This is a genomic window from Okeania sp. SIO2C9 (genome assembly GCF_010672455.1).
Taxonomy (GTDB): domain Bacteria; phylum Cyanobacteriota; class Cyanobacteriia; order Cyanobacteriales; family Microcoleaceae; genus Okeania.
The window spans coordinates 66,746-88,446 of record NZ_JAAHGO010000013.1; the positions used below are offsets into that span (position 1 = coordinate 66,746).

Consider the following 21,701-nt stretch of genomic DNA (forward strand, 5'->3'; position numbering starts at 1 on the left):
CTTCCAGCAAATCAAGAAAATTTCCCCTAAATTCTAAATTCTAAATTCTAAATTCATCAAGCAATACTCCCCCTCTTCCGAGTCTCCTTATAAGAAGTTCCTACATTTCTCAAACCAGCTTTAATCATTTCCTGCTCTAATAAAGCAAAGAAACTCGCTCGATCGCCTCCCCGAACCACTGCCTGATTATGAGCTTCTGCCAATACCACCGGATAACCATAACCTTTTTGCACTTGAGCCAACATCATTCCTAACACTAATTCCAACATTTCTTCATCTTCAGCCACCCATTCCGGCATATCAATTCTCGCAACTTCCGTACCCACATTCACATAACAAAAATAGATAATATTATCTCCATATAAATCCAAAATTCTAGCGGAAGATTGCCATAAAGGACTTCTTTGCCCTGGTTGCAATATCGAACCCCAAAATATCACATCTCGCAAAGGTTCAAATGACTGACAAGGAGCTTTTTCCGTAAAACCAAATCCTCCTAAACCAACATTCGGACAATTACTAACACAATCAGGTTCATCATAAATACAAGCCTTTAAACGTAAAAAAGACAAACTTTCACTACTGCGAGAAGCACTCAAATAACCAATCAAAGGAATACCCGCTAACTTTAATTTATTCCAAGCATCTAAAATCGGATTTAAAATTCTATCCCGTGCTTCAGAAGGCAAAGATTCTAAGAACCAATAAATCAGAGAACCATCAACCATAGCTAATATTGGGGAATCTAAATTATCCGGATTATTTTCCCTCCATTCACAACCCAAATCTGCCAAAACCAAAGCCTCAGAAATAGTCCGTCGATAACCCATCCATTCTTCAGTTTTAATTCCCCATTGTCGAGAAATATAAAGATCATCTGCCTGATAAAAAATCTCTGGAATACTATCTAAAAGTGGATAAATACTTTCACCATAATTCAACATAACTCTTCCAATATTTAGCAAATAACAATAAGCAATTTCATGGTGACTTGGTGCTATTTGAGAACCGTCCGTAGCAAATACCGTATGATTTTTTGGAGGAGGATTAATTTGAGGATAAGTATCTAAAGATTCTATAGGAATAGCCGGATTAAAAAGTATGCGATCGCTCCAACTTTCTTCTAATTCTAATAATTCTTCTTGTTCATTTTTTGCCTCTTCTAGTAATTGTTGAGCTATTTCCAATCTATTTTGTGCTGCCATTGCTTCTGCTGTGAGATGTTGGCTCATCCCTTGCATTTGTTTCGCTAGTTTTGTGAGGTCTAGCATCGTTTTTATTTCCTATTTTTAGAGATTTAAGTAATTAGTAAGGAAGAAGGAAGAGGGAAGAAGGAAAAGAGAAGAAGGAAAGAAGGAAATAATCAATAGTGACATTGAAGAAAAAAAGGTAAGATATAGCAATATAGCTATCTAAAATAATCTGACAAGATATAGCTTTAAGAAGGAAGAAGGAAGAAGGAAGAAGGAAAAGGGAAGAAGGAAGAAAGAAGGAAAGAAGGAAATAATCAATAGTGACATTGAAGAAAAAAAGGTAAAAATAATAGATATAGCAATATAGCTATCTAAAATAATCTGACAAGATATAGCTTTAAGAAGGAAGAAGGAAGAAGGAAGAAGGAAAAGGGAAGAAGGAAGGAAAGAAGGAAAGAAGGAAATAATCAATAGTGACATTGAAGAAAAAAAGGTAAAAATAATAAATATAGCAATATAGCTATCTAAAATAATCTGACAAGATACAGCTTTTTGTAGCATTTTTTTTCCAAGCTGGTATTAAACTTTGAATAATACCATTTCTCAAAAAAAAATCTACATTTTCTTGAGCATGGTAGTAGGGCATAGAAGCAAACATAAGAATAATTAACATTAAATTAGCTTAAATTAGCAAAAAAGTGATTTTACTGGCGCTGATTAGTTAATAATTGAAGTACTGCACAAGTATAGCAATACTTTTGGGAATTGGTATAACTTGGTCATTTCAGTTATCAGTTAGCCTTCTAATGTCGGAACTACGTTAACAGTACATCTGCAATAAGGAGGCTTGAAATCGGGAATATTCTCTTTTTATCCCCTTAAAATTGGAGGCTTTAGACCACAAATTTTCGGTAAAAATATTATAGATATACCTTCTAAAATGAATTGCATAAGCTCTTTTTAAGTATCTCTGATCGAGATGCAGCTTTTTGTAGCATTCTTTTTTCAAGCTGGTATTAAAATTTAAGAATTTGTTCATTTCAGTTAGTCAGTTATCAGTATCTCTCCAGAAGAGAGGGATTAGGGAGCAGGGAGAAAAAATTGATAAATAAGAGTGGGATAATTGATTTGATTTTTTATTATTGGAAATGTCTAATTTAGGATTGTTATACTATTTCTCAAATAGAGAGCATATTCCAAGTATATGAAATACAGAGATTAACAATCAAATTTTTGTAGTGCGGGCATCTTGCCCGCGATTGGTATAACTGACCAAAGTGGAATCTACTGTAAGTTTTTCCTAACCTTCAAGCAGTCTTCCTCTTCCTTCTTTACTCAAACTTTCCTCAAACTTTTCATGTAGAAAATTATGACAAAACTGAGCAGGATAATGCTATTAAAGTTTAAGTTTTTTCCTAACCTTCAAGGGGTCTTCCTCTTCCTTCCTTCTTAACTTCTTAACTTCTTCCCTCTTCCCTCTTCCTTCTTACTTCTTTCCATGGGGTCTTCCTCTTCCTTCCTTCTTAACTTCTTCCTTCTTCCCTCTTCCTTCTTCCTTCTTTCCATGTGTAAAAATCCTGGCAAAACTGAGTAGAAGATAATAAATGAATAGGTGGATATTGAGTTACAGATTCTCGTTCTTTCTGAGTATTGTAACCCCAATCTGCTAAAAATAATTCTACATCTTTTAAGTCTGATTGTTTTTGTACAGATAGTAAAGTTTTCAATCTATCTTCAACAAACCAAATAATCGTTCCTGCTCCTGATGCTGCTAATAACATTCTCAGAGTTTCATACTTAGGACGTTTACATTCTTTGCCAATAATATCCGTTTCCGGTAAATTAACACCTTGTTTTTGCAGGAGCGATCGTACAAACCGCCCCTCTTTAGTTGTCACAATAACTGGTTTAACTTCTGATACTATCAACTGCTTTAACTTTTCCACTACTCCTGGATAAAACTCATGTAAAGACAACCATCCTTCTAAATCTTTTGCTATCCATTCATCTCTAGTATTATCCAGACAACTACCAATTTCCCCTGAATTTTTATTCTCCTCAGTCACAATCTTTGTAGCGATCGCTTGCCATTCCCGTAAAATACTTTCTTCTTCAATACCTAATATTAAAGCCCGAATCAAAACAGGCATTTCCCAGCCAATTTCAATTACCGGACGTAATCGATAAAATTGTTCTGCCAAATCATTATTAGGTATTTGTTCTAATGGTTGCCAAATTTGACAGTAGGTACGCCAGGCTGTTTGAAAATATTCTACTAATCCGTTGCATAAAACACCATCAAAGTCAAGTGCTAGAAGAGTAGGAATTGTTGTTTGCATAATTTAAAAGTTAAAAATAAAAAATCAAAAGTAAGACTGCTCGGTCGCTGTTTCCTACCCTACATAGATTTTATCGTCAACTACTACCGACCTATCACCCTCAGGCTGAATTAAACCTAAAACCTTGGGTGGTGGTGCATAGTAATGGTAAAGGAAGTGTGGGGAGATGGGGACCCACCCGCGAACCCCTCCGGTGGAGGGGAATGTGGGGAGATGGGGAGTGTGGGAAAAATTAAAAAATATATATCCTCACCATTACCATGCAGGACTACCAAACCTTGAATCGACAACCTTCTTCAAGTTCTTGGAGTCTCCGACGGCCACCCTACCTGACTCCTAACTCCTGACTCCTGACTCCTGACTCCTAAGAAATACCCTAGCTATTTGTAGCAAACATTTATCACGCTTGGTATTAGATGTTGCATTTTTTAACAAAACTATGTTTTTGACTTTAAGTATGGTTACAATAACTACAGGTTTATTAAAATTTAAGAATTAAATAAACAAACAAAGACCAATAACAAAAATTGGTGGTTCTAATTATCAAGCGATAAACCAATTTTAATAATGGAGATGTAAAATTATGAGCACTAATGGAACTATGACAGAAACTAATAAAACTACTAACAGTAGTAGTGAATCTAATACTCAAAGTAATCAGCCAACAAAATTGGATCAAGGGTCAGGGCAGCGTACCACTTTACAAGTAGAAACTAAACCAGTACAAGAAAAGCAAGCACAAGAGTCTCAAGTATCTGAAAAATTAGCCTTGCCTGGAAATCGTCCTATTGGTACAACTCATCTTCAGTATACTCAAACAATTTCTAATCGTCCTGTAGTTTCAACAGGTCTTGAAGTTCATCATACAATGTCCGCTTCTGGAATTCGCCCAGTTGTCGTTAGTGGATTAGAATTTAATAGTACTATTACTGCTTCTGGAGTTCGCCCTGTAGGTACTAATCATTTAGAAGTTAGTCAAACTTTGATGAATCGTCCAGTTGCTTCTAATCAGATTGATAATGAAGGTTTGATGGGTTTTTTAGATTAGAATTTAACCATTTTCTTCTAATTTAGAAAGTGTGTCTATAGATTATTAATTACGTTTGTTTGTCAAAATTTATATTATTTTGGCAAACTATAATTATTAAGTTAAATCCAAAGTTAAAAAATGAATAATTAATTATTGATTACTACTTATTCTTAAAGCAGAGAGTATTGAAAAAAAGTATTTTGTTTGTTTATTTATTCAAACTAAGAATATGCTTTAAACCTTAATTATTCGGTAGATATTATTAAAGATATGCTAATTTTTTTTTGCGGTATAACTCTGTCAAATAATTTTTATCAAAAATTTTCTTGATTGGCCTAATTTTGTTTGATACTATAACTTAAATATAATTACTATAAATAGTATTTTTATTTGAAATGTTAAACAAGAGTTGCTTATTTACTAAGAGTAAAAAGTCCAGCAAACCATCTTACCGAATAATTAATAATTAATAATTAATAATTAATAATTAAATAATTATGGTTTAAAGCCTCCCCTTTTAAGGGGAAAAAAGCGGTCGAGAGATGGCGAGGTCTCGGAGCCATATCCAATCGACTCCTGTGAAGAAATAATATCTCCTTATATTCAATTCCGTAACGGTTTTAACCAGAGGTAATTATCAATTATCCATTATCAATTATCAATTAATGAACTGTGGCCTATTGCCTTTCACCTTTTTCCTAAGCAAGGTGTTTGAAGCAGTTCAAATAAAATTACTGCTATATTATATTCATAATTTTTTTGAAGTTAAATTGAGGACTATGAGTAATTATTCTACTAGATTTAATCTATATAACTTGAAAGTTTTATACTTCATAGCAATATTCAGTATGGTTATTGCTATTAGTGGTTGTACTCCATCAGCTCAATCAACTGGTACTCAAGTAAATTCAGAAGAATTAGAACAGCAAGTATTACAGATTATTCGTAATAATCCAGAAGCAATTATCGAATCAGTACAAGCTTACCAAAAACAACAGCAAGAACAACAGCAAGCTAGTAATCAGGAAGTTTTAAAACAGTTTAAAACCAATCCTCAAGCAAAAATTGGTAATTCTCCTACTTTGGGTTCTACCGAACAAAAAATCGTGTTGTTTGAATTTTCAGATTTTCAATGTCCTTTCTGCTCCAGAGTGCAAGGAAATCTTAAGGAATTTATGGATAAACATCAAGATAGAGTAACTTTAGTATTTAAGCATTTACCTCTAGTAAGAATTCATCCTCAAGCAATTCCTGCAGCAAAAGCATCTTGGGCAGCTCAACAACAAGGTAAATTTTGGGAGTATCACGATGCTTTATTTGAACAACAAGACAAATTAGGTGAAGAGTTATATATAGAAATTGCTAATAATTTGAATTTAGATATAGAGCAGTTTAATAGCGATCGAAAGTCTCAGGAAGCAACTGATTCAATTCAACAAGATTTTCAATTAGCTCAAGAAATTGGTGCTTCTGGTACACCTTTCTTTGTGATGAATGGAGAAACTTTTTCTGGTGCAGTAAAAGTATCAGATATGGAGAAACTTTTGGCTAAAGTTAGTCAATAAATTTAACTTTTGAAAAGATTAACATATACCAATTCTCATACTTGTGATGTACACAATTCTGGGTTTGAGGCAAAAGGCAACAGGGAAATACGAAGAAAAAAGATAACTGTACCTCACTCTTCTTGGGAAATGCTATATGGATGGCTTGAAGAAGGAAGAAGGAAGAAGGAAGAAGGAAGAAGGAAGAAGGAAGAAGGAAGAAGGAAGGAGGGAAAGTTGGATAGCCATAGCTAAAAGAATTAAAAATGGATTGTAAAACCCATTTTTAATTTTAATAATTTTTTATTAAACTGTATTTTTTGTTATTAAACAGTAGCTAACTCAGGTTCAGGAACAGAACGCTTACTATTACGAATACCATTAATTGCTTCTGCATAATCATTAGCTTTAAACACGGCAGAACCTGCAACAATAGCATTAGCACCAGCTTCTAACACCTGCCAAGTATTATTGGTCTTAAGACCACCATCTACTTCAATCCAAGGATCGAGTCCTCGTTCATCACACATTTGACGAAGCTTGCGAATCTTAGATACTACTCCAGGAATAAAACTCTGGCCTCCAAAACCAGGGTTAACACTCATAATTAATACCAAGTCACACAAATCTAAAGTATATTCAATTAATTCTAGTGGTGTAGAAGGATTTAGAACTACACCAGCTTGCTTACCCAACTCTTTAATTTGGCCTAGAGTTCGGTGTAAATGGGGTGAAGCATTATGTTCAGCATGAACAGATATAATATCTGCACCTGCCTTAGCAAAATCTTCAACATATTTCTCTGGCTCCACAATCATTAAGTGGACATCAAGAGGTTTTTGAGTGACAGGACGAAGTGCTTGGACAATTAATGGACCGATAGTAATGTTGGGTACAAAACGGCCATCCATAACATCAACGTGAATCCAGTCAGCACCAGCTTGGTCTACAGCTCGTACTTCATCTCCAAGACGGCTAAAATCTGCTGATAGTATAGATGGGGCAATAACAATAGGTTTTTTCTGCATAGTGGTCATAAGAGTGAATGTTCTCCTACTATTCTCTGTTGCGTAAATTTTAACACTAATTTAATAATTTATTGTCAGAATATATATGTAGCATTGAAATTTGAGATATAAATAAAAAATTAAATGTTTGAGGAAACAGGGGAAAGTCAAATATTTGACAGGGTTTTTAGGAGGAGAAAAAATTAATAACTTACAAAATACTTACCAAGAAAGTCAGTAACATGGTGAGTAGAGAAATCTGTTTTAGGAAAATCTAATCAAGATATATCATTCCGGTCAGAATAATCATAAAAATCTCCAAAAAATTTACCAGGATCAGGTAAAAATCCTGGCATTGATACTGAATTTTTTATTAGTTTATTAGAAGAAAAATTAACTTTTGAATAATAAGATATGACTTTTATTTGTGGAATCACAAAAAATCAGTTATTTTACCACCTTTTTGACAAACATAAATTTTTAAATTATTTTGATATATATACGCAGTAAACATCGGTAATTTGCTAGTTACCATGATTGTAAATGTATATTTTTCATCCTCAAGTACATACTCAAAATTTATATCAAACTTCCATATATCGCCTCTAATTTTTTTTTATAATCTAGAATGAATCTCTTAATTTATTCTATAGAAGCATTATTTTTTATATCAAAAATAAACTTGTTTAAGTCAATTATTTCATTGATTAAATGTGGTATATATTTTAGATTCTCAGCTTTAATTAAATGCATCATCACCTCTATATATTTTTTCAGTTGTTAATTTAAGGTAATTAGACGAAGAAACAAAAATGGGATATACTTATTCTAATTCAAATATTCTTATTGTTATTATAGTGACTTTGATTTTCTGTACCCTCAAAAAAAAGAGATTACCAGAATCTGACAGATTTAAGTTATATAAATACCAACAAAAACTGAACTTTTGCTAATAACCAAAATGAAAAATACTCAGCAACTAGAAAACTCTAACATTAACCGCCTACAACTATATTTATTAGTCACTCCAGTATTAGGTTTCTTCATGGCAATGTGGATTCTGTATCGTCAACACCGTAGTCCACAACATAGAGCAGTCAGCAAATTAGTTATTACTTTAACCATGATGTGGATCTTGGGCAATATTTTATTACAACCAGGGACTGAAATTGGGGAATCTGGGACTATCACACTGTTATTAATTAATAGTCTGCTAACTACTAGCTACTTCATAATAAGTTTAGGGCTAATGGTTCGTATTTGGAAAAGACAACCATTATGGCTACCAGGAATTAGCCGGATAGCAGAAAAAGTGGTAGGTAAACATTTATGATAGTCGAAGATTCTATTAAACTATTGAAAATTCTAATTTTCAGTAAAATTTTTCTGACAATAAAACCTTATTTTAATATTTAGTGTGTGAGGAAGCCAGTGCCCGCTAATAAATTTTTACATTCAACCTCTAGAAAACATTCAACAACAGAAAATCTACAGAGACAACCTACCCAATTTAGTCCAGGACATTGGTTTGGTTTAGGTCTAGGTTTAGCCGGAGTGGCAATGATATCTGCAACAGCAGGCGCTCTCTTAGCCGTATCTCTTTCCAGCACTCCACTAATGCAACAAAAGCTCTCTCCAGAAGAAGCAGCAGTATTTTCTCAACAAGACCTGGCCAAAAGTAATATGAGATTGCCAGAGTTAACCCGACCTGTAAATATATTATTATTGGGAATTAAAGTATTAACGTCAGATTTAGAAGAATATCCCCATTATAGTAATGATGTAGGATATCACGCTTTAGTTAATTCTTTTAAAGGATTATCTGATACGATGCTTCTAGTAAGGTTCGACCCGAAAAATCAGAAGTTAACTTTGCTTTCTATTCCTAGAGATACTCGTACCTATGTAGAAGACCGAGGCTTAACCAAGATTAATGCTGCGAACTATTACGGAGGACCTGCTAAAAGTGCCAAAGCTGTGAGTGAACTTCTTGGTGGGGTAGGAATTGACCGTTATATTCGAGTCAATGTACAAGGAGTAGAAAAATTAATAGATGCTCTTGGGGGTGTTACAGTTAATGTGCCCAAAGATATGAAATATCAAGATGATAGTCAACATTTGTATATTAATCTCAAAGCTGGCAACCAACATCTCGATGGCGATCAAGTTTTACAATTTTTGAGATTTCGCTACGATAATTTAGGAGACATTGGGCGAGTGCAACGCCAACAACTTCTGATGCGAGCATTTATGGAACAGTCGGTTAACGTGAAAACTTTATCACGACTACCAAAAATTCTTTCAGTAATTCAGTCTCATATTGATACAAATTTGAGTGTTGAAGAATTAGTAGCTTTGATGAATTTTGCTGCTAAAACTGACCGCTCTAATGTGCAGATGTTGATGGTACCTGGTGAGTTTAGCAACCCTAGACAGTATAATGCTAGTTACTGGTTGCCCGATCTGATAACTCTAGATACGATGATTGCTAAACACTTTGATTTTGGTTATGACCGCGAACAATTAGAAAATTCTGAGTCTTCTTATGTTAGAGTAGCAATTCAAGATAGTACAGATGATTGGGAGTCTGTTGATGAATTAGTAAATTCCCTAAATGATGCTGGTTATTGGAATGTCAAAGTGGCTAAACCTTGGAATTCACCTTTGGAAGTGACTCGAATTATTGCTCAGAAAGGAGATATGCAAGCTGCGCAGGAAGTTCAAAAGTCTCTAGGTTTTGGAGAAGTTTTTGTAGAAAGTACGGGATATTTAAGGTCAGATGTGACTATTCAGTTAGGAAAAGATTGGTTATCAATTCAGGATGAGTCTAAAAATTCACGAGATTGGTAGTACAAAAGTCAAATTTTGCAGTTAGGGCGCTATACTTGCAGAAATTTTCTATTTGATGAGGTACATCTTGGCAGTAGAGAACACAGGAACTAGAAGTAGGGAGTAGCTGTACCTTACCATCTTAAAAAGTGCTGTAATATTATGCCTAAATCTAGAGAGACATTCCCCTGGAATGTTTTTACCCTAAAAAATTTTCTAGGTTTTGTTAATTTTGATGAGAATTTAACTAGCTATCAGCTTTTCCTTACCGAAAAATTGTGGGTATGCGCCTCCCCTTTTAAGGGGATAATAAGCGGTCGAGGGATGGCGAGGTCTCCTCGCCATATCCAATCACTCCTGTGAAGAAAAATTTTCATGAATTTGTCAATCCTCTTCAATTCATGGAGAGGTAATTATTCATTATTCATTATTCATTATTAATTGTTGAAGGAATGCTTCGCAAACAGCATTTAGCTGGAGTGCTAAAAAAAATCAAGGGTTTAAAGCCCCCTCTATATTTGAAAAAGCGCGTGGTGCGACTTTTATGGGGGTTTTAATCTCCCATTATACACCTTGAGAAGCTGATCGCTGATAGCTGAGTGCTGAGTGCTACTTCAAAAAAATATTAATGAAAGTTATAGAACCCCTAAGCGTATCTTTTATTGAAATACAAAGGCTTCAGGAAAGCAGTTTTAAGGAGCCTAACAACTATAAGGGTTCAGGAAACCGAAAAATTATGAAAAATGACTGCCAGAATCATAAAACCCAGATGGGTATTGAACTTGTAACTTCTTAAATAGATACCAAATGGCTTCTATAGAACCCCTAAGCGTATCTTTTGAGGGAAAGGTTATACTAAGTCGCGATCGCCAACTAGCAGAGAAAATGCCGTATTCCAGCAGTTTAACAGACAAAGAATGGGTTCTAATCGAACCACTACTACCTAAGAAGAAGAAGACTTGTCCAACATGCAGGGAGCAACAGAGAAATCTTAGATGGTATCTTGTATCAACTAAAAAATGGTTGTAACTGGTGTGATCTACCCAAAGATTTACCACCCTATTCAACTGTATTTTGGCACTACAAGCAGTGGCGAACATCAGGGGTGACCCTTGAAGATTAGAGATGTATTGCATTCTCAAGTACGCTGCTCAGGTAAAAAAAAAGCCAGATGGACAACTTTAATCATCATTGATTCACAGGCAGTAAAAAATACCTGTAATGCTAGTATCAAGTCCAAGGGATTCTGTTTTTACAAGGCTACCAACGGAATTAAAAGACATCTAGCAGTTGATAGTCTAGGTTTTCCTTTTTTTACTCATTGCAGCAAAGCCAATGTGTCTGACGATCAGGGATTAATAGAAATGTTGTCAGATAACATTGATTACTTGAAGTCCAAACCAGTTAACATTCCTAAAATTACTATCTTACTTGACAATGGATATCATCCAGAAAAAATAACACAGGAGTTAAAGAAAATTTATCCAGCAATTATGACCAAGATTCGGTTTAAACTATCACCAAAACCTTCACAGGTGGAGAAAAAACAGCGAGGAAAAACAGGATTTGTTCCCGTCAAGGCCAGGTGGGTCATCGAAAGAACCAACTCTTGGATGGAAAGGTGTAAAAGCTTGACTAAAAATTTGATGCGAACTCTGGAAAATGCCACAGCCAAGATTAATATGCCGTTTTATTCGACTGATGCTTAAGAGGTTGGCGATCGCGACTTAGTATAATCTTTTTAGGAAAAGATACCATTCAGGGGTTCTATAAACAAGTCTCCGCGATTATAGAAAATGAGATCTATTTTTCGCAGCTTATACTGTGAAAAACTACCCTATAAGTCCTAATACTATACCTTAATTCAGTAAAATTCTATTCTGAAAAGATTGGTAGTTTTTATCAAAAAAAAGTTTTTTAACATAAACAAATATCTAGTTATTGGATTAAAAAATTTTTACGAATAGAAAGTAAAATTAGTATACAAGCAACCTTCAATAACCAAGGAATAACGTTAAAAAACCATATTAATCCAATGAATCCTATACAGGGAGCGAGCAAGCGAGGAATCCCATCCAGAGTTTTGACATCAGAATTGACACTGACAAAAATAGCCAGACAAGAAATACATAAGGGAATTATATAGTTCAGATTCATTGTATTTATGAGTGATTTATAAATTAATGAGCGATCTAGATAAACAGTATAGCTAAAGATCGAATAAGTTCCCATCTTAGATCTGATTTATAAAGTAAATATTAAAAGGATAAATAAGGCTTCATTGACTTTCAATCTGAGGTATAATTTGACCTTGGGATTGCACACAAAACAGAATTAGTGCAAAAATAAAAATATATAATAGTTGCAATTACCATATTTTATTTGCAATTTGCTACTTGAGAATAACAGTGAAATCACTGAAAAATCACTGATAAGTTTTCTGCCCTCAGTGGAAGCACGGAAACCTTCAAACTATCAAAGTTTTTAGGTGAAATTTGAGTTCATCAACTAAAAAAGTAAAAGCAGAAACTTGTTAATTTTATTCATCATTAAACGAATAAATTCCTGAAATAATTCAGGAATATTGGCATTTGCAGAAACTAAAGTAGTTAATTTCAATTATTCAAGGTAAGTTACTAAAAGTTTTTAACCATGTTAGGTAAATTTTTCCACAAACCAGAAGCAGAAAATAGCGATCGCGTTCCTCCCGGTCAATACTTGGCTAAAGGCTTTCCCGTACTGACTTATGGCGAAATTCCTAATATCAGTACAGATACATGGGAATTGAAAGTATGGGGTTTGGCTAAACCATTAACCTTGACTTGGTCAGATTTAATGGCCATGCCACAAAACCACTTCACAGCAGATTTTCATTGTGTGACTCGCTGGTCAAAACTAGATGTTCAGTGGACAGGGGTAAAAGTTACAGATTTGATGGACCATGTAGAAGTCGATCCTAAAGCTGTCCATATTATGGAACATTGTTATGGAGGCTACACTACTAATATTTCTGTGACTGATTTTCTCACAGAAGAAAATTTCTTTGCCCACACTTTATTTGGTGAGCCATTACCAGCAGATCATGGTGGCCCTGTGCGATTAGTAGTTCCTCACCTCTATGCTTGGAAAAGTGCCAAATGGATTAATGGATTAGAATTCCTCAAAGATGAAGAGTTAGGTTTCTGGGAGAAGAATGGTTATCACATAAGAGGTGAACCTTGGGCAGAAGAGCGTTATAGTAGCTCTGGTTTTTAAGTATATTTTTTGGCGAAGAGTTGTCTAGTTTTTAGATAGTAAAGTTAACCTTGGTATTACTAGCTAATAATTATCAAAAATCTCCGATGCGCCTATGTTAATTACTTAATAATTGAAGTTTCACCTAACAAAAACATTCTTTTTTCACCCTTGGTATTATATCATGTCCGCTTAGTAGCACAATCAAAAAAATTTCTCCTGCCCGATTTTTCTTTAGATTCTTTTCCTCCTCTGCTCCCTGTTTACTTATTTATAAGTATTCAACCGGATATGATATTACTATATTGGGAACAAGTTATTTTAGAATTTCAAGGCAGAAGGAAGAAGAAATCAAGAAAGAATAAAAAAACCGAAACAATGATAATAGGTAGCTTCTAGGATTGGAGATATCTCCTTAATCTAAATTTAAAATTTATTTTTTATAATATTCATACATAATAATTGGTATAATATTTTCTTAGATATTTATAAACACTAACTAGATTACATAGACAACGCATTAAAGATGTTTTGGATGTATCCTGAGAAAAAATATAATCAAACTCCATTCACTTATTACGATGGTAGTCAGCCAAGTCATTTTTGTCAAAAAGGTGAAAATTGGGGAGCTTTTACAACACAAGAGTGTGACTTGATTATCTCATTTTCACAAAATTTATTCAAGGATAAAAGTCATAGGTTTGAAGGTCTTCACCAGAACTATCGTCAAGCTAATGCTTGGGAAATATCTCAAACAAAAGAAACAAATTGGCTTTGGCAACGATTAATTAATAATCTTATAACTGCAAATAATCGTTGGTGGAACTATGATATTGTGGGAATTATAGAGCCTTTACAGCTCCTCTGTTATGACAGCACAAATAATTCTAATCAGATTAAAGATAATTGTGATTTACATATAGATAATGAATATCCTTTTTCTTGTAGGAAGATGTCTTTTTCTGTAGAATTATCTGATCCCAAGACTTATGAGGGCGCAAAACTAAATTTGTATCTACAAGAAAATCCCCAAATATTACCTAGAAATAAAGGAACAATGATTATGTTTCCTTCATTTATTTTGCATGAAGTAACGCCTATTTTTGAAGGTAAAAGATGGGAACTTATTGGTTGGATTAGTGGTCCTCAATTCCGATAATTTGCAAAAATAAATAGTTTTCATAAATTAGGATTGAGAAAATATGGTTTGGATTTCTCCTGAACAAAAGTATCGTCAAATTACATATGCTTGCTATGATGCTTCTCAAAAAGAGCATTTCTGTCAACCAGGTGAAAACTGGGGCGCTTTAACAGCAAAAGAGTGTGAGTGGGTTATTTCTTTATCAAAACAAATAAAGCCATCAAACCCTACTGTAGATGGAAAATTGAAACCAGAGTTTCGTCAAGTCAAACTCTGGGGTGTGAATTATTCGGCATCCACGAGATGGCTGTGGGAAAGGTTAACTAATAGTGTTAAATATGCCAATAATAAGTGGTGGAATTATGATATTTACGGTATTATTGATTCCTTACAACTATTATGTTATGAAGCTAGTAATAATCAGGAAAATATTCAGGATCATTACAATAAACATCTAGATAATGGGGATATTTATTATTATCGCAAAATTTCTATCTCGATCCAACTTTCCAATCCTCAAGATTATGAAGGTTCAGAATTGAAGTTGTATACTAACAGAGAACCAGAAAAATTACCAAAAGAAAGAGGAACAATGGTTTTGTTTCCTTCTACGATACTCCATGAAGTAACACCTATTACTCAAGGTAAGAGATGGGCACTTGTTTGTTGGGTAGGCGGTCCTCAGTTTAGATAATTCGGCGTTGGTGAATTATTGTATGATATTAACCTTAATTACTTAGGAGTCAGGAGGACCGAGTCAGGAGTCAGGAGAAAGAAAAGTGCTTTTCGGTCAATTAAGTAAAGACAATATCTAATCAAGGCATTCAAAGAATTACTCTTAATTTAGCTAAATTACTAATTTCATACCTCCAATCACCAACCCTTGTAATGGCAGCTTTGACTTTTTCTTTTGCATAGTGTCTAGAGCCATATATTCGACATGAAAAACAGTGGATAATAGCCAGCAGATCTTCTACTAGCTCCTGTTGTGGTGATAGATTAGACTGATTGGCTACAATGATTTGACAACCGGAACGGTTCACTAATGTTTCAACTCGCATCACTCTTCAAATCTACATAATCTATCTTTGTGGGCAACTACAATACTTTCTGTTTTACCATCTATGGCATCTATAACAATTCTTAAGAATTCTCGGCGCTTAAAATTCATACCCCCGCCTATTTCACAAATCCACTGATCGACACATAAACCTTTAGCTAGACAAAATTTTTCCATAGCCTCTTTTTGGTTCTGTAGTTCCTGATTTTGTTTAGCGGAGGATACAAGGGCAATAAACTACAACTTGACGTTTCCTAGATTGAGGTTTTAACCCTCAAGCTAGCTGCTAAATCCTCTTCAGTGATGAAAGACTAGCTCCCTGATATGTTCTTCGTGAGCATATATACAATATTTTTCCTCGATATTCATCGTGAAACTCAGTCCTTAACTCAACGGTCTCCACAATTTTTAATTTTAATATTTTCCAGAATAGGTAAAGTTTTCCACAGTTAAAATATAGTTTTCCACAGAATTTTCCACAAAGATTAAGGTTAAGTTAAAGTCAAAAATAATTGGTATTTTAAGATTAACTAATATTTTTCTAATAGGAGTATGAGCGACACCTTCTTGAAAACTAGACAAAGCTAGACATTTGCCATCGGTGACTGCAAATGATTTTGTGGCTCACCCGTTTCAATGTGTACTTGCTGTGAAAGTTGATGTTCCGCCCACAAGCTATGGGTTAGGATTCCCTCAAGGGCTTTCCTCCATTGAAAAAGTTGAGTCCTCTGGATACGATGTAGTTTAATAAAACTAGCAACTCGCCTCCAATGACTCCAATCATGTTTGTTGACATCCCCTGGTCTCAACAAACACTGTGGTATTTTTTCTGATAATTTTAATGCTCTACGACCAATTACTAAAGCTGCAGCAGTGCCACTATTGAGGCCATACTTAGGCATATAATTAATCATTCCAATTACACTGGTAAAAGCTGGATTAACTTTAATTAATTCAACTCCAAATCTTCTACAACGTGACAATATAGCTTCCCTAAACATTCCCGTAGACAAATTGGAAAGCATCTCATTATAAACTTTACCTTCCTCGCTCATCTTGGATTTTTTCTTGCTAAAGTCTAGAGACTCAACCGCAATAGCACATTCAAAAAACTCTGCTAATTTGACAATTTGACAAACAATATTTCTCATAGTTGCTTGTCGTTTTCCTGTTGTTTGATTTTTCCATTTATACGGGATTTCTTCTAAATATTCAATGTTACCATCCCACTTCACATAAGTAACTGAAATTGATTCTGCATTAAAATCAATACCAAGGCAACCATTTTTTCTAGTATGAACTACTGGAATTTCTTGTACATAAGTTGAAAGATGTATATACCAATTATCCTGTTTATGTTCTCTACGAAAAATAGAAATTGTAATTGGTTTTAAACTGTTTATGGCATAATCTAAATCTGTTGTTCTATATCGACCATTCCTATCTGAAACAGAAAATTCTAACTGTATTTTTTGACCATATTTGTCCTGTAATGGTCTCGGTAGTTGAATCTCTAATTTATACTTACCATCCTCTTGTAATGGGAAAACTTTCATCATAGTTCCACCGCCTGGCTGAGATTTTCCTACACATAAAAATCTGCCTGACCGTTTTTTTCGCCAATCTAAACTCCATCCCGATCGGGTTTTATATCCATTTTCTGCTAAATTATGTTGAGCGTTAAATAATTTCTGTGAACCAAAACAAATATGTAGACGTTCTGTATTTTTTAACTTCTTTAATTTTTGTTTCAGACTAGCTATTTTCTGAACTTTACTCTTTAAACCTAGTAATTGATGAAAAAATTTGTTTCGAGATTGTGTATGTGGAAAACCTTTTTTTGTTGCTAGTTTTAATGTTTTTTCTAGCTTAGTGATAAGTTTTTTTGTAGCAGTTGTTTTAGCTTGGATTTGTAACTCTAATTTAGTGATATAGTTTTTTTTAGCTGTTTTTAATTGGTTTAAACATGTTCGTGCTTCAGTAGCGATTGAGTCAGCCCATGCCCACTGAATGTTAAACTTTTTCTGGAGACGCTTTTCTACTGAGGATTCTGATAATTTCTCTGTTTGCATCCAGTTAATAGCAGAGCGTTTCCAGGATTCATATAATGCTCCGAGTTCCTCAAATACTGGATGATATTCAATTTTGGCTTCTATCCCTATTAAGGAACCGTGAGATTTGACCATTACTTACATTGAATTACTTTACTCAAGGTTAGCAGAGCTTGTCTCAGGGTGTCAATAATATTTGTGATAGCTTTGACATGAACTCAAGTTTCGTGTCAGGATCTATATTTTTCTGCTAATTCGCGATTGTCTCATATCCTAGACATTTTGTATATGTTTGTTTAGGATAGTCTATATTTTTTGGTGTTAGCAAGCAACAGTCATCGTCTAGACAAATTTACATTACTTATACTTCCAATATATCTCCCCTACTCCCCTACTTCCCTACTCCCCTACTCCTAACTATCGCACAATCGCATATCGACATGATATTACTGGTTGAGTTTGCAGAGATCGCCACGTGATGACAAAAAGCAAACTGGATCGCCACGCGATGACAAACGGAAAATACCACAAACGATGATAGTTTTATGAAGATTCAGTAAAAATTTGGTAGTGATTTAACTGATTTTATGAAGAGTTGATGAAGTAGGCGAAACCCTCTTGACACTAGGGGGGGAGAATTATGCTTGTATGTGAAGAACAAAGATTACAACATCATAGAAACTTCGTTGCTTTTAGCTGGCTTGTGAAGAAGTTGGTTGAATATGAAGATGTGGAAATGTGTAGTTTGTTTGGCGTTGGGGAGTGGTTCTCCCAAAAACATACCATAAAAAATAAAGAGAATACAGCATGAACAGCAGCAGTAATAAGATTAACAAATTGCAAAAGGCTTTAGGCATTTGTGCCAGTAAATGCCTGGCAACTACTTTTGGAATACTCGGCGGTGGATTGGGATTGTGGGGTGTGATGCTGAACCCAGCCACAGTGGAATCAGCGCAGGCGCTCCTAATTAACAGACAGACAACTTTTGAGTTAGAGGAGAGTAATGCGCCTTACTCCTCTTTTCAGTTCGATTGGTCTTATGACTCCACGGCCGGGACTGATGGAATTATCAGCTATGGAGAGTTAGAAAATTGGTCTTTCTCTCTCACCCTTGCCGATGGAACGGATGTGCAGCAGCGGAAAATCGTGGAAGAAGGTATCGTGATCAACACCGATAATTTGTTAGACCCTTCTTTTTTTGAATTTGAATTTGATTTGATTTCGGAAAGTTTTATTGAATACGGTTATGGGTGGGCCGATGTTCTCGCGCCCCCGGAATTTTTAGATTTTCAAGTATATAAAGATATATTTATTCCTTCTGCTAGTCTTCAATCGGGTTACAGCATTAGTGGAACTTTTGGCAGTCAAGTGGTTGTGAGAGAGGAAACGACGCCATTGAGTATGAGCACCCCTGAACCAAGCCTAATGTTAGGTTTTATCACATTAGGAGGTGTAATGCTAGGCAGTAAAAGAAAAACTAAAGGCTAAAAAGTGCGAGAAGAAGGAGTCAGAAGACAGGAGTCAGGAGTCAGAATGAAGAAAGAATTTGCTAAAAAGTGCGAGAAGAAAAAGTGATTGAAACGATGAGCAGAAGGGAATTTTCCCTTCTATTTTTTTTCTTGTGATACCTGGCACTTATTTCAGTTATCAGTTATCAGTTATCAGTAGAAATGTTGCTTGTTAATAAATATATTAAGCTTGTATTGGATCGCCTGGAGGTGGATGTCTATCAACTTCGACATCTGCCGCACGAATGTTAATAATTCGATTTCTGTTAAGATTTAGAGTTATTATTGTAGCGCGACCTATTGCTGTTAAACCAATTATTAAAGTTTTATCTCTAGACCAAATAAAATGTTCTTGCCAGAGATTATTTCGAGGATTAAATAAGGGTACTTCTTTGCCAGATTGTCGATCTGATAGCACTAATTTTATTAGACTTTCTTCTGGAGGAGTGGAGCAAGCTAAGGCTAAATTATCAATTGAGTTGCTGCCTGCTTTATTGACAGGAATTATATGATCTACAGTAAATGTTACATACTGCCATTTTTCTGATGCGTGGCAATATTCGCAAAGATAATTTGCTCTTTGACGTACTTTTTCTATAGTTTTTTCAGTAATATAACGATTAGCAGACACAGCTATAAAATTATAAAATTCTGGGAATTAATTTTCTTTGAGCATGATATTCCTCACAGTCCGATTAATAAAACTGAGGTAATCATCCAATTCTTCATAATCATCTAATTCTTTTTCTTCTGCTAAAGCTAGCTCCGAATCTTGGAGTTTAGCCACGAGATTTTCTATTCGTTCTTGAACAATTTTAGAAGCACGAAATATTGGAACCCCTTCTACTAATTCCATACTTATTCCACCTTCAAGAGGTAAATTTTTTGGTAATTGATTTAGTTTCAATGTTGGATTATCGAGCATGATATTTTTAGCCTTTTCTTAGTTGTAGGTTGGGTTGAGGTACGTTTGCGGAGCATTTCCAACGGAAAAACCCAACATTCTCCAAACAGCTTAGTTTATTTGATCGAGGTAGGTTGAAAGCAAAAGTTAACCCTGGTTGTGTTGGGTTGCGAGATACGCTTAACCCAACCTACAACACACTTCTAATTTTTGACTTTTGACTTTTGAATTTTAACTTGAGATCACTCCCACTCAATAGTACCAGGAGGCTTAGAAGTAATGTCATACACTACTCGGTTAACTCCTTTAACCTCATTGACAATGCGATTAGAAATACTTTCCAACAAATCATAAGGTACACGAGACCAGTCAGCAGTCATCCCATCCTCACTAGAAACAAACCGCAACACAATTGGGTAAGCATAAGTGCGTTGGTCTCCCATCACTCCCACACTACGAATAGGCAATAACACCGCAAACGCTTGCCAAAAATCGTGATACATTCCTTGCTGTTCAATTTCATCCCGCACAACAAAGTCAGCATCCCGCAATATTTTCAACCGTTTGTCTGTAACTTCCCCTAATATCCGAATTGCTAACCCTGGACCGGGAAAAGGATGTCGTCGCACGATTTTTTCTGGTAAACCAATAGAGCGAGCTACTTTTCTGACTTCATCTTTAAATAGCTTGCGCAACGGTTCGACCAACTTAAACCTCAAATCTTTTGGCAGACCTCCAACATTATGATGACTCTTGATTTTAACTGCTACTCGCTCCCCCGTTTTGGGGTCAACGTTGGTGTTAGCAGATTCAATCACGTCTGGATAAAGAGTACCTTGAGCAAGATAATCAAAAGGTCCTAAACGTTTTGACTCCTCTTCAAATACTTGGATAAATTCGTGGCCAATTAATTTGCGTTTTTGTTCTGGGTCTGTGACTCCTTCGAGTTTACCTAAGAAGCGCTCGCGAGCATTCACATATTCAACTGATATATGAAAAGATTCCTGAAATATTTGTACCAAGTTTTCTGGTTCATACTTCCGCATGAAACCTTGGTCAATAAACATACAAGTTAATTTATCCCCGATCGCTCGATGCAGCAAAAATGCTAAAGTTGAAGAGTCAACTCCTCCAGACAATGCTAATAATACTCGTTTGTCCCCTACCTTAGCTCTAATTTCTCGAATCGCTTCTTCTACAAAAGCTTCTGTCGTCCAAGTTGCTTCACACTTACAAATATGGTAGACAAAATTCCGAATCAATGCTTGACCACCAAGGGAGTGAACTACCTCTGGGTGAAACTGTGTCCCGTATAGCTTTTTCTCATGGTGAGCGATCGCTGCACAAGGAGTATTATCTGTATGAGCTAATACTTCAAAACCTGAGGGCATTTTTGTCACAGCATCTCCATGACTCATCCACATAGTTGTACCTTCTTCTACATTAGTCAGTAAATCTGTGGGGTCATCTATAGATAAAGATGCTTTGCCATATTCAGCTAATTGAGCGCGTTTAACTTCACCCCCTAATTGCTGTACCATCAACTGCATTCCGTAGCACACGCCCAAAATTGGTATTCCCAATTGCCAAATTTCGGGGTCGCAATGAGGTGCAGCTTGGTCGTAAACTGAGTTAGGACCTCCAGAAAGAATAATTCCCTTGGGATTGAGGGTTGCCAGTTTTTCAGCAGTTGTCCGATAAGAAATTACTTCTGAGTATACTTGAGTTTCGCGAATCCGGCGGGCAATTAGTTCTGAATATTGAGAACCGAAGTCCAGAATCACGATCATCTGACGATTAAACTGAGTGGAGAAATTAGAAATTTCTTCTGTCTGTCTTGTTAGAGTCACGGTTAATATGC

The 21,701-nt window shown here is 35.2% G+C and carries 23 protein-coding genes; 13 read left to right on the forward strand and 10 right to left on the reverse strand.

What is annotated here, in order from left to right:
- Nucleotides 1-56: 56 nt before the first annotated feature.
- Complete coding sequence (locus tag F6K23_RS14165; RefSeq protein WP_293156328.1) at nucleotides 57-1,271, reverse strand: DNA double-strand break repair nuclease NurA; 1,215 nt, start codon at nucleotides 1,269-1,271, stop codon at nucleotides 57-59.
- Between the two features lie 1,445 nt (nucleotides 1,272-2,716).
- On the reverse strand, nucleotides 2,717-3,532 hold the full coding sequence (locus tag F6K23_RS14170) for an HAD family hydrolase (protein ID WP_293156331.1): 816 nt from the start codon (nucleotides 3,530-3,532) through the stop codon (nucleotides 2,717-2,719).
- Nucleotides 3,533-3,676: 144 nt separating this feature from the next.
- Here F6K23_RS14170 and F6K23_RS14175 point away from each other — a divergent pair, with 144 nt between their 5' ends.
- The 4 genes from F6K23_RS14175 (at nucleotide 3,677) to F6K23_RS14190 (ending at nucleotide 6,361) form a co-directional block, all read left to right on the forward strand.
- Nucleotides 3,677-3,814, forward strand: coding sequence for a hypothetical protein (locus F6K23_RS14175; protein ID WP_293156334.1), 138 nt, complete (start codon nucleotides 3,677-3,679; stop codon nucleotides 3,812-3,814).
- A 301-nt stretch (nucleotides 3,815-4,115) separates the two neighbouring features.
- The gene (locus F6K23_RS14180) at nucleotides 4,116-4,580 is read left to right on the forward strand and encodes a hypothetical protein (protein ID WP_293062363.1); all 465 of its coding nucleotides are present in this window, start codon (nucleotides 4,116-4,118) and stop codon (nucleotides 4,578-4,580) included.
- 761 nt (nucleotides 4,581-5,341) lie between these two features.
- Nucleotides 5,342-6,127: a DsbA family protein gene (locus F6K23_RS14185; RefSeq protein WP_375340760.1), complete on the forward strand. Its 786-nt coding sequence runs from the start codon at nucleotides 5,342-5,344 to the stop codon at nucleotides 6,125-6,127.
- 9 nt (nucleotides 6,128-6,136) lie between these two features.
- Nucleotides 6,137-6,361, forward strand: coding sequence for a hypothetical protein (locus tag F6K23_RS14190; RefSeq protein ID WP_293156337.1), 225 nt, complete (start codon nucleotides 6,137-6,139; stop codon nucleotides 6,359-6,361).
- A gap of 71 nt (nucleotides 6,362-6,432) precedes the next feature.
- Here the strand turns inward: F6K23_RS14190 and rpe are convergent, their stop codons facing one another.
- Nucleotides 6,433-7,143, reverse strand: coding sequence for a ribulose-phosphate 3-epimerase (gene rpe, locus F6K23_RS14195; protein ID WP_293156340.1), 711 nt, complete (start codon nucleotides 7,141-7,143; stop codon nucleotides 6,433-6,435).
- Between the two features lie 931 nt (nucleotides 7,144-8,074).
- Between rpe and F6K23_RS14200 the strand changes: the two genes are divergently transcribed.
- The 7 genes from F6K23_RS14200 to F6K23_RS14230 all read left to right on the forward strand — a co-directional run bounded on the left by F6K23_RS14200 (nucleotide 8,075) and on the right by F6K23_RS14230 (nucleotide 15,011).
- Nucleotides 8,075-8,446 carry a hypothetical protein gene (locus F6K23_RS14200; RefSeq protein ID WP_293156343.1) on the forward strand — a complete coding sequence of 124 codons (372 nt, stop codon included), beginning with the start codon at nucleotides 8,075-8,077 and terminating at the stop codon, nucleotides 8,444-8,446.
- Nucleotides 8,447-8,544: 98 nt separating this feature from the next.
- The gene (locus F6K23_RS14205; RefSeq protein WP_293156346.1) at nucleotides 8,545-9,963 is read left to right on the forward strand and encodes an LCP family protein; all 1,419 of its coding nucleotides are present in this window, start codon (nucleotides 8,545-8,547) and stop codon (nucleotides 9,961-9,963) included.
- Nucleotides 9,964-10,945: 982 nt separating this feature from the next.
- Nucleotides 10,946-11,065: a transposase gene (locus F6K23_RS41790; RefSeq protein ID WP_367267699.1), complete on the forward strand. Its 120-nt coding sequence runs from the start codon at nucleotides 10,946-10,948 to the stop codon at nucleotides 11,063-11,065.
- 7 nt (nucleotides 11,066-11,072) lie between these two features.
- Entirely contained in the window at nucleotides 11,073-11,651 is a 579-nt protein-coding gene (locus tag F6K23_RS14215) for a transposase (protein WP_293156352.1), read from the forward strand.
- Nucleotides 11,652-12,594: 943 nt separating this feature from the next.
- Complete coding sequence (locus tag F6K23_RS14220; RefSeq protein ID WP_293156355.1) at nucleotides 12,595-13,197, forward strand: sulfite oxidase-like oxidoreductase; 603 nt, start codon at nucleotides 12,595-12,597, stop codon at nucleotides 13,195-13,197.
- Between the two features lie 514 nt (nucleotides 13,198-13,711).
- The gene (locus F6K23_RS14225) at nucleotides 13,712-14,335 is read left to right on the forward strand and encodes a 2OG-Fe(II) oxygenase (protein WP_293156358.1); all 624 of its coding nucleotides are present in this window, start codon (nucleotides 13,712-13,714) and stop codon (nucleotides 14,333-14,335) included.
- 43 nt (nucleotides 14,336-14,378) lie between these two features.
- Nucleotides 14,379-15,011, forward strand: a complete 633-nt coding sequence (locus F6K23_RS14230) for a 2OG-Fe(II) oxygenase (protein WP_293156361.1) — start codon at nucleotides 14,379-14,381, stop codon at nucleotides 15,009-15,011.
- Nucleotides 15,012-15,141: 130 nt separating this feature from the next.
- Here the strand turns inward: F6K23_RS14230 and F6K23_RS14235 are convergent, their stop codons facing one another.
- The 4 genes from F6K23_RS14235 to F6K23_RS14250 form a co-directional block, all read right to left on the reverse strand.
- Nucleotides 15,142-15,381 carry a hypothetical protein gene (locus F6K23_RS14235; protein WP_293156364.1) on the reverse strand — a complete coding sequence of 80 codons (240 nt, stop codon included), beginning with the start codon at nucleotides 15,379-15,381 and terminating at the stop codon, nucleotides 15,142-15,144.
- Nucleotides 15,378-15,611 carry a recombinase family protein gene (locus F6K23_RS14240; RefSeq protein ID WP_293156420.1) on the reverse strand — a complete coding sequence of 78 codons (234 nt, stop codon included), beginning with the start codon at nucleotides 15,609-15,611 and terminating at the stop codon, nucleotides 15,378-15,380. The genes F6K23_RS14235 and F6K23_RS14240 overlap by 4 nt, the downstream gene beginning before the upstream one ends.
- A gap of 180 nt (nucleotides 15,612-15,791) precedes the next feature.
- Nucleotides 15,792-15,959 (reverse strand): hypothetical protein, encoded by a 168-nt coding sequence (locus F6K23_RS14245; RefSeq protein ID WP_293156367.1) that lies wholly within the window; start codon nucleotides 15,957-15,959, stop codon nucleotides 15,792-15,794.
- Between the two features lie 2 nt (nucleotides 15,960-15,961).
- Nucleotides 15,962-17,563, reverse strand: coding sequence for an IS200/IS605 family accessory protein TnpB-related protein (locus tag F6K23_RS14250; protein ID WP_293156370.1), 1,602 nt, complete (start codon nucleotides 17,561-17,563; stop codon nucleotides 15,962-15,964).
- 505 nt (nucleotides 17,564-18,068) lie between these two features.
- Here F6K23_RS14250 and F6K23_RS14255 point away from each other — a divergent pair.
- The gene (locus tag F6K23_RS14255; RefSeq protein WP_293156373.1) at nucleotides 18,069-18,239 is read left to right on the forward strand and encodes a hypothetical protein; all 171 of its coding nucleotides are present in this window, start codon (nucleotides 18,069-18,071) and stop codon (nucleotides 18,237-18,239) included.
- The gene (locus F6K23_RS14260; protein WP_293156376.1) at nucleotides 18,236-18,916 is read left to right on the forward strand and encodes a PEP-CTERM sorting domain-containing protein; all 681 of its coding nucleotides are present in this window, start codon (nucleotides 18,236-18,238) and stop codon (nucleotides 18,914-18,916) included. Before F6K23_RS14255 ends, F6K23_RS14260 begins: the two co-directional genes overlap by 4 nt.
- A 204-nt stretch (nucleotides 18,917-19,120) precedes the next feature.
- Here the strand turns inward: F6K23_RS14260 and F6K23_RS14265 are convergent, their stop codons facing one another.
- The 3 genes from F6K23_RS14265 to guaA form a co-directional block, all read right to left on the reverse strand.
- Nucleotides 19,121-19,567 carry an HNH endonuclease gene (locus tag F6K23_RS14265; RefSeq protein ID WP_293156379.1) on the reverse strand — a complete coding sequence of 149 codons (447 nt, stop codon included), beginning with the start codon at nucleotides 19,565-19,567 and terminating at the stop codon, nucleotides 19,121-19,123.
- Between the two features lie 27 nt (nucleotides 19,568-19,594).
- Entirely contained in the window at nucleotides 19,595-19,861 is a 267-nt protein-coding gene (locus tag F6K23_RS14270; protein WP_293156382.1) for a hypothetical protein, read from the reverse strand.
- A gap of 221 nt (nucleotides 19,862-20,082) precedes the next feature.
- Nucleotides 20,083-21,630: a glutamine-hydrolyzing GMP synthase gene (gene guaA, locus F6K23_RS14275; RefSeq protein ID WP_293156423.1), complete on the reverse strand. Its 1,548-nt coding sequence runs from the start codon at nucleotides 21,628-21,630 to the stop codon at nucleotides 20,083-20,085.
- Nucleotides 21,631-21,701 lie beyond the last annotated feature (71 nt).

Excerpts from the sequence above, each read along its gene's own strand:
- F6K23_RS14165 (WP_293156328.1), bottom strand. The coding sequence starts at position 1,271 with ATGCTAGACCTCACAAAACTAGCGAAACAAATGCAAGGGATGAGCCAA.
- F6K23_RS14170 (WP_293156331.1), bottom strand. The coding sequence starts at position 3,532 with ATGCAAACAACAATTCCTACTCTTCTAGCACTTGACTTTGATGGTGTT.
- F6K23_RS14175 (WP_293156334.1), top strand. The coding sequence starts at position 3,677 with ATGGTAAAGGAAGTGTGGGGAGATGGGGACCCACCCGCGAACCCCTCC.
- F6K23_RS14180 (WP_293062363.1), top strand. The coding sequence starts at position 4,116 with ATGAGCACTAATGGAACTATGACAGAAACTAATAAAACTACTAACAGT.
- F6K23_RS14185 (WP_375340760.1), top strand. The coding sequence starts at position 5,342 with ATGAGTAATTATTCTACTAGATTTAATCTATATAACTTGAAAGTTTTA.
- rpe (WP_293156340.1), bottom strand. The coding sequence starts at position 7,143 with ATGACCACTATGCAGAAAAAACCTATTGTTATTGCCCCATCTATACTA.
- F6K23_RS14200 (WP_293156343.1), top strand. The coding sequence starts at position 8,075 with ATGAAAAATACTCAGCAACTAGAAAACTCTAACATTAACCGCCTACAA.
- F6K23_RS14220 (WP_293156355.1), top strand. The coding sequence starts at position 12,595 with ATGTTAGGTAAATTTTTCCACAAACCAGAAGCAGAAAATAGCGATCGC.
- F6K23_RS14225 (WP_293156358.1), top strand. The coding sequence starts at position 13,712 with ATGTATCCTGAGAAAAAATATAATCAAACTCCATTCACTTATTACGAT.
- F6K23_RS14230 (WP_293156361.1), top strand. The coding sequence starts at position 14,379 with ATGGTTTGGATTTCTCCTGAACAAAAGTATCGTCAAATTACATATGCT.
- F6K23_RS14250 (WP_293156370.1), bottom strand. The coding sequence starts at position 17,563 with ATGGTCAAATCTCACGGTTCCTTAATAGGGATAGAAGCCAAAATTGAA.
- F6K23_RS14255 (WP_293156373.1), top strand. The coding sequence starts at position 18,069 with ATGCTTGTATGTGAAGAACAAAGATTACAACATCATAGAAACTTCGTT.
- F6K23_RS14260 (WP_293156376.1), top strand. The coding sequence starts at position 18,236 with ATGAACAGCAGCAGTAATAAGATTAACAAATTGCAAAAGGCTTTAGGC.
- F6K23_RS14270 (WP_293156382.1), bottom strand. The coding sequence starts at position 19,861 with ATGCTCGATAATCCAACATTGAAACTAAATCAATTACCAAAAAATTTA.
- guaA (WP_293156423.1), bottom strand. The coding sequence starts at position 21,630 with ATGATCGTGATTCTGGACTTCGGTTCTCAATATTCAGAACTAATTGCC.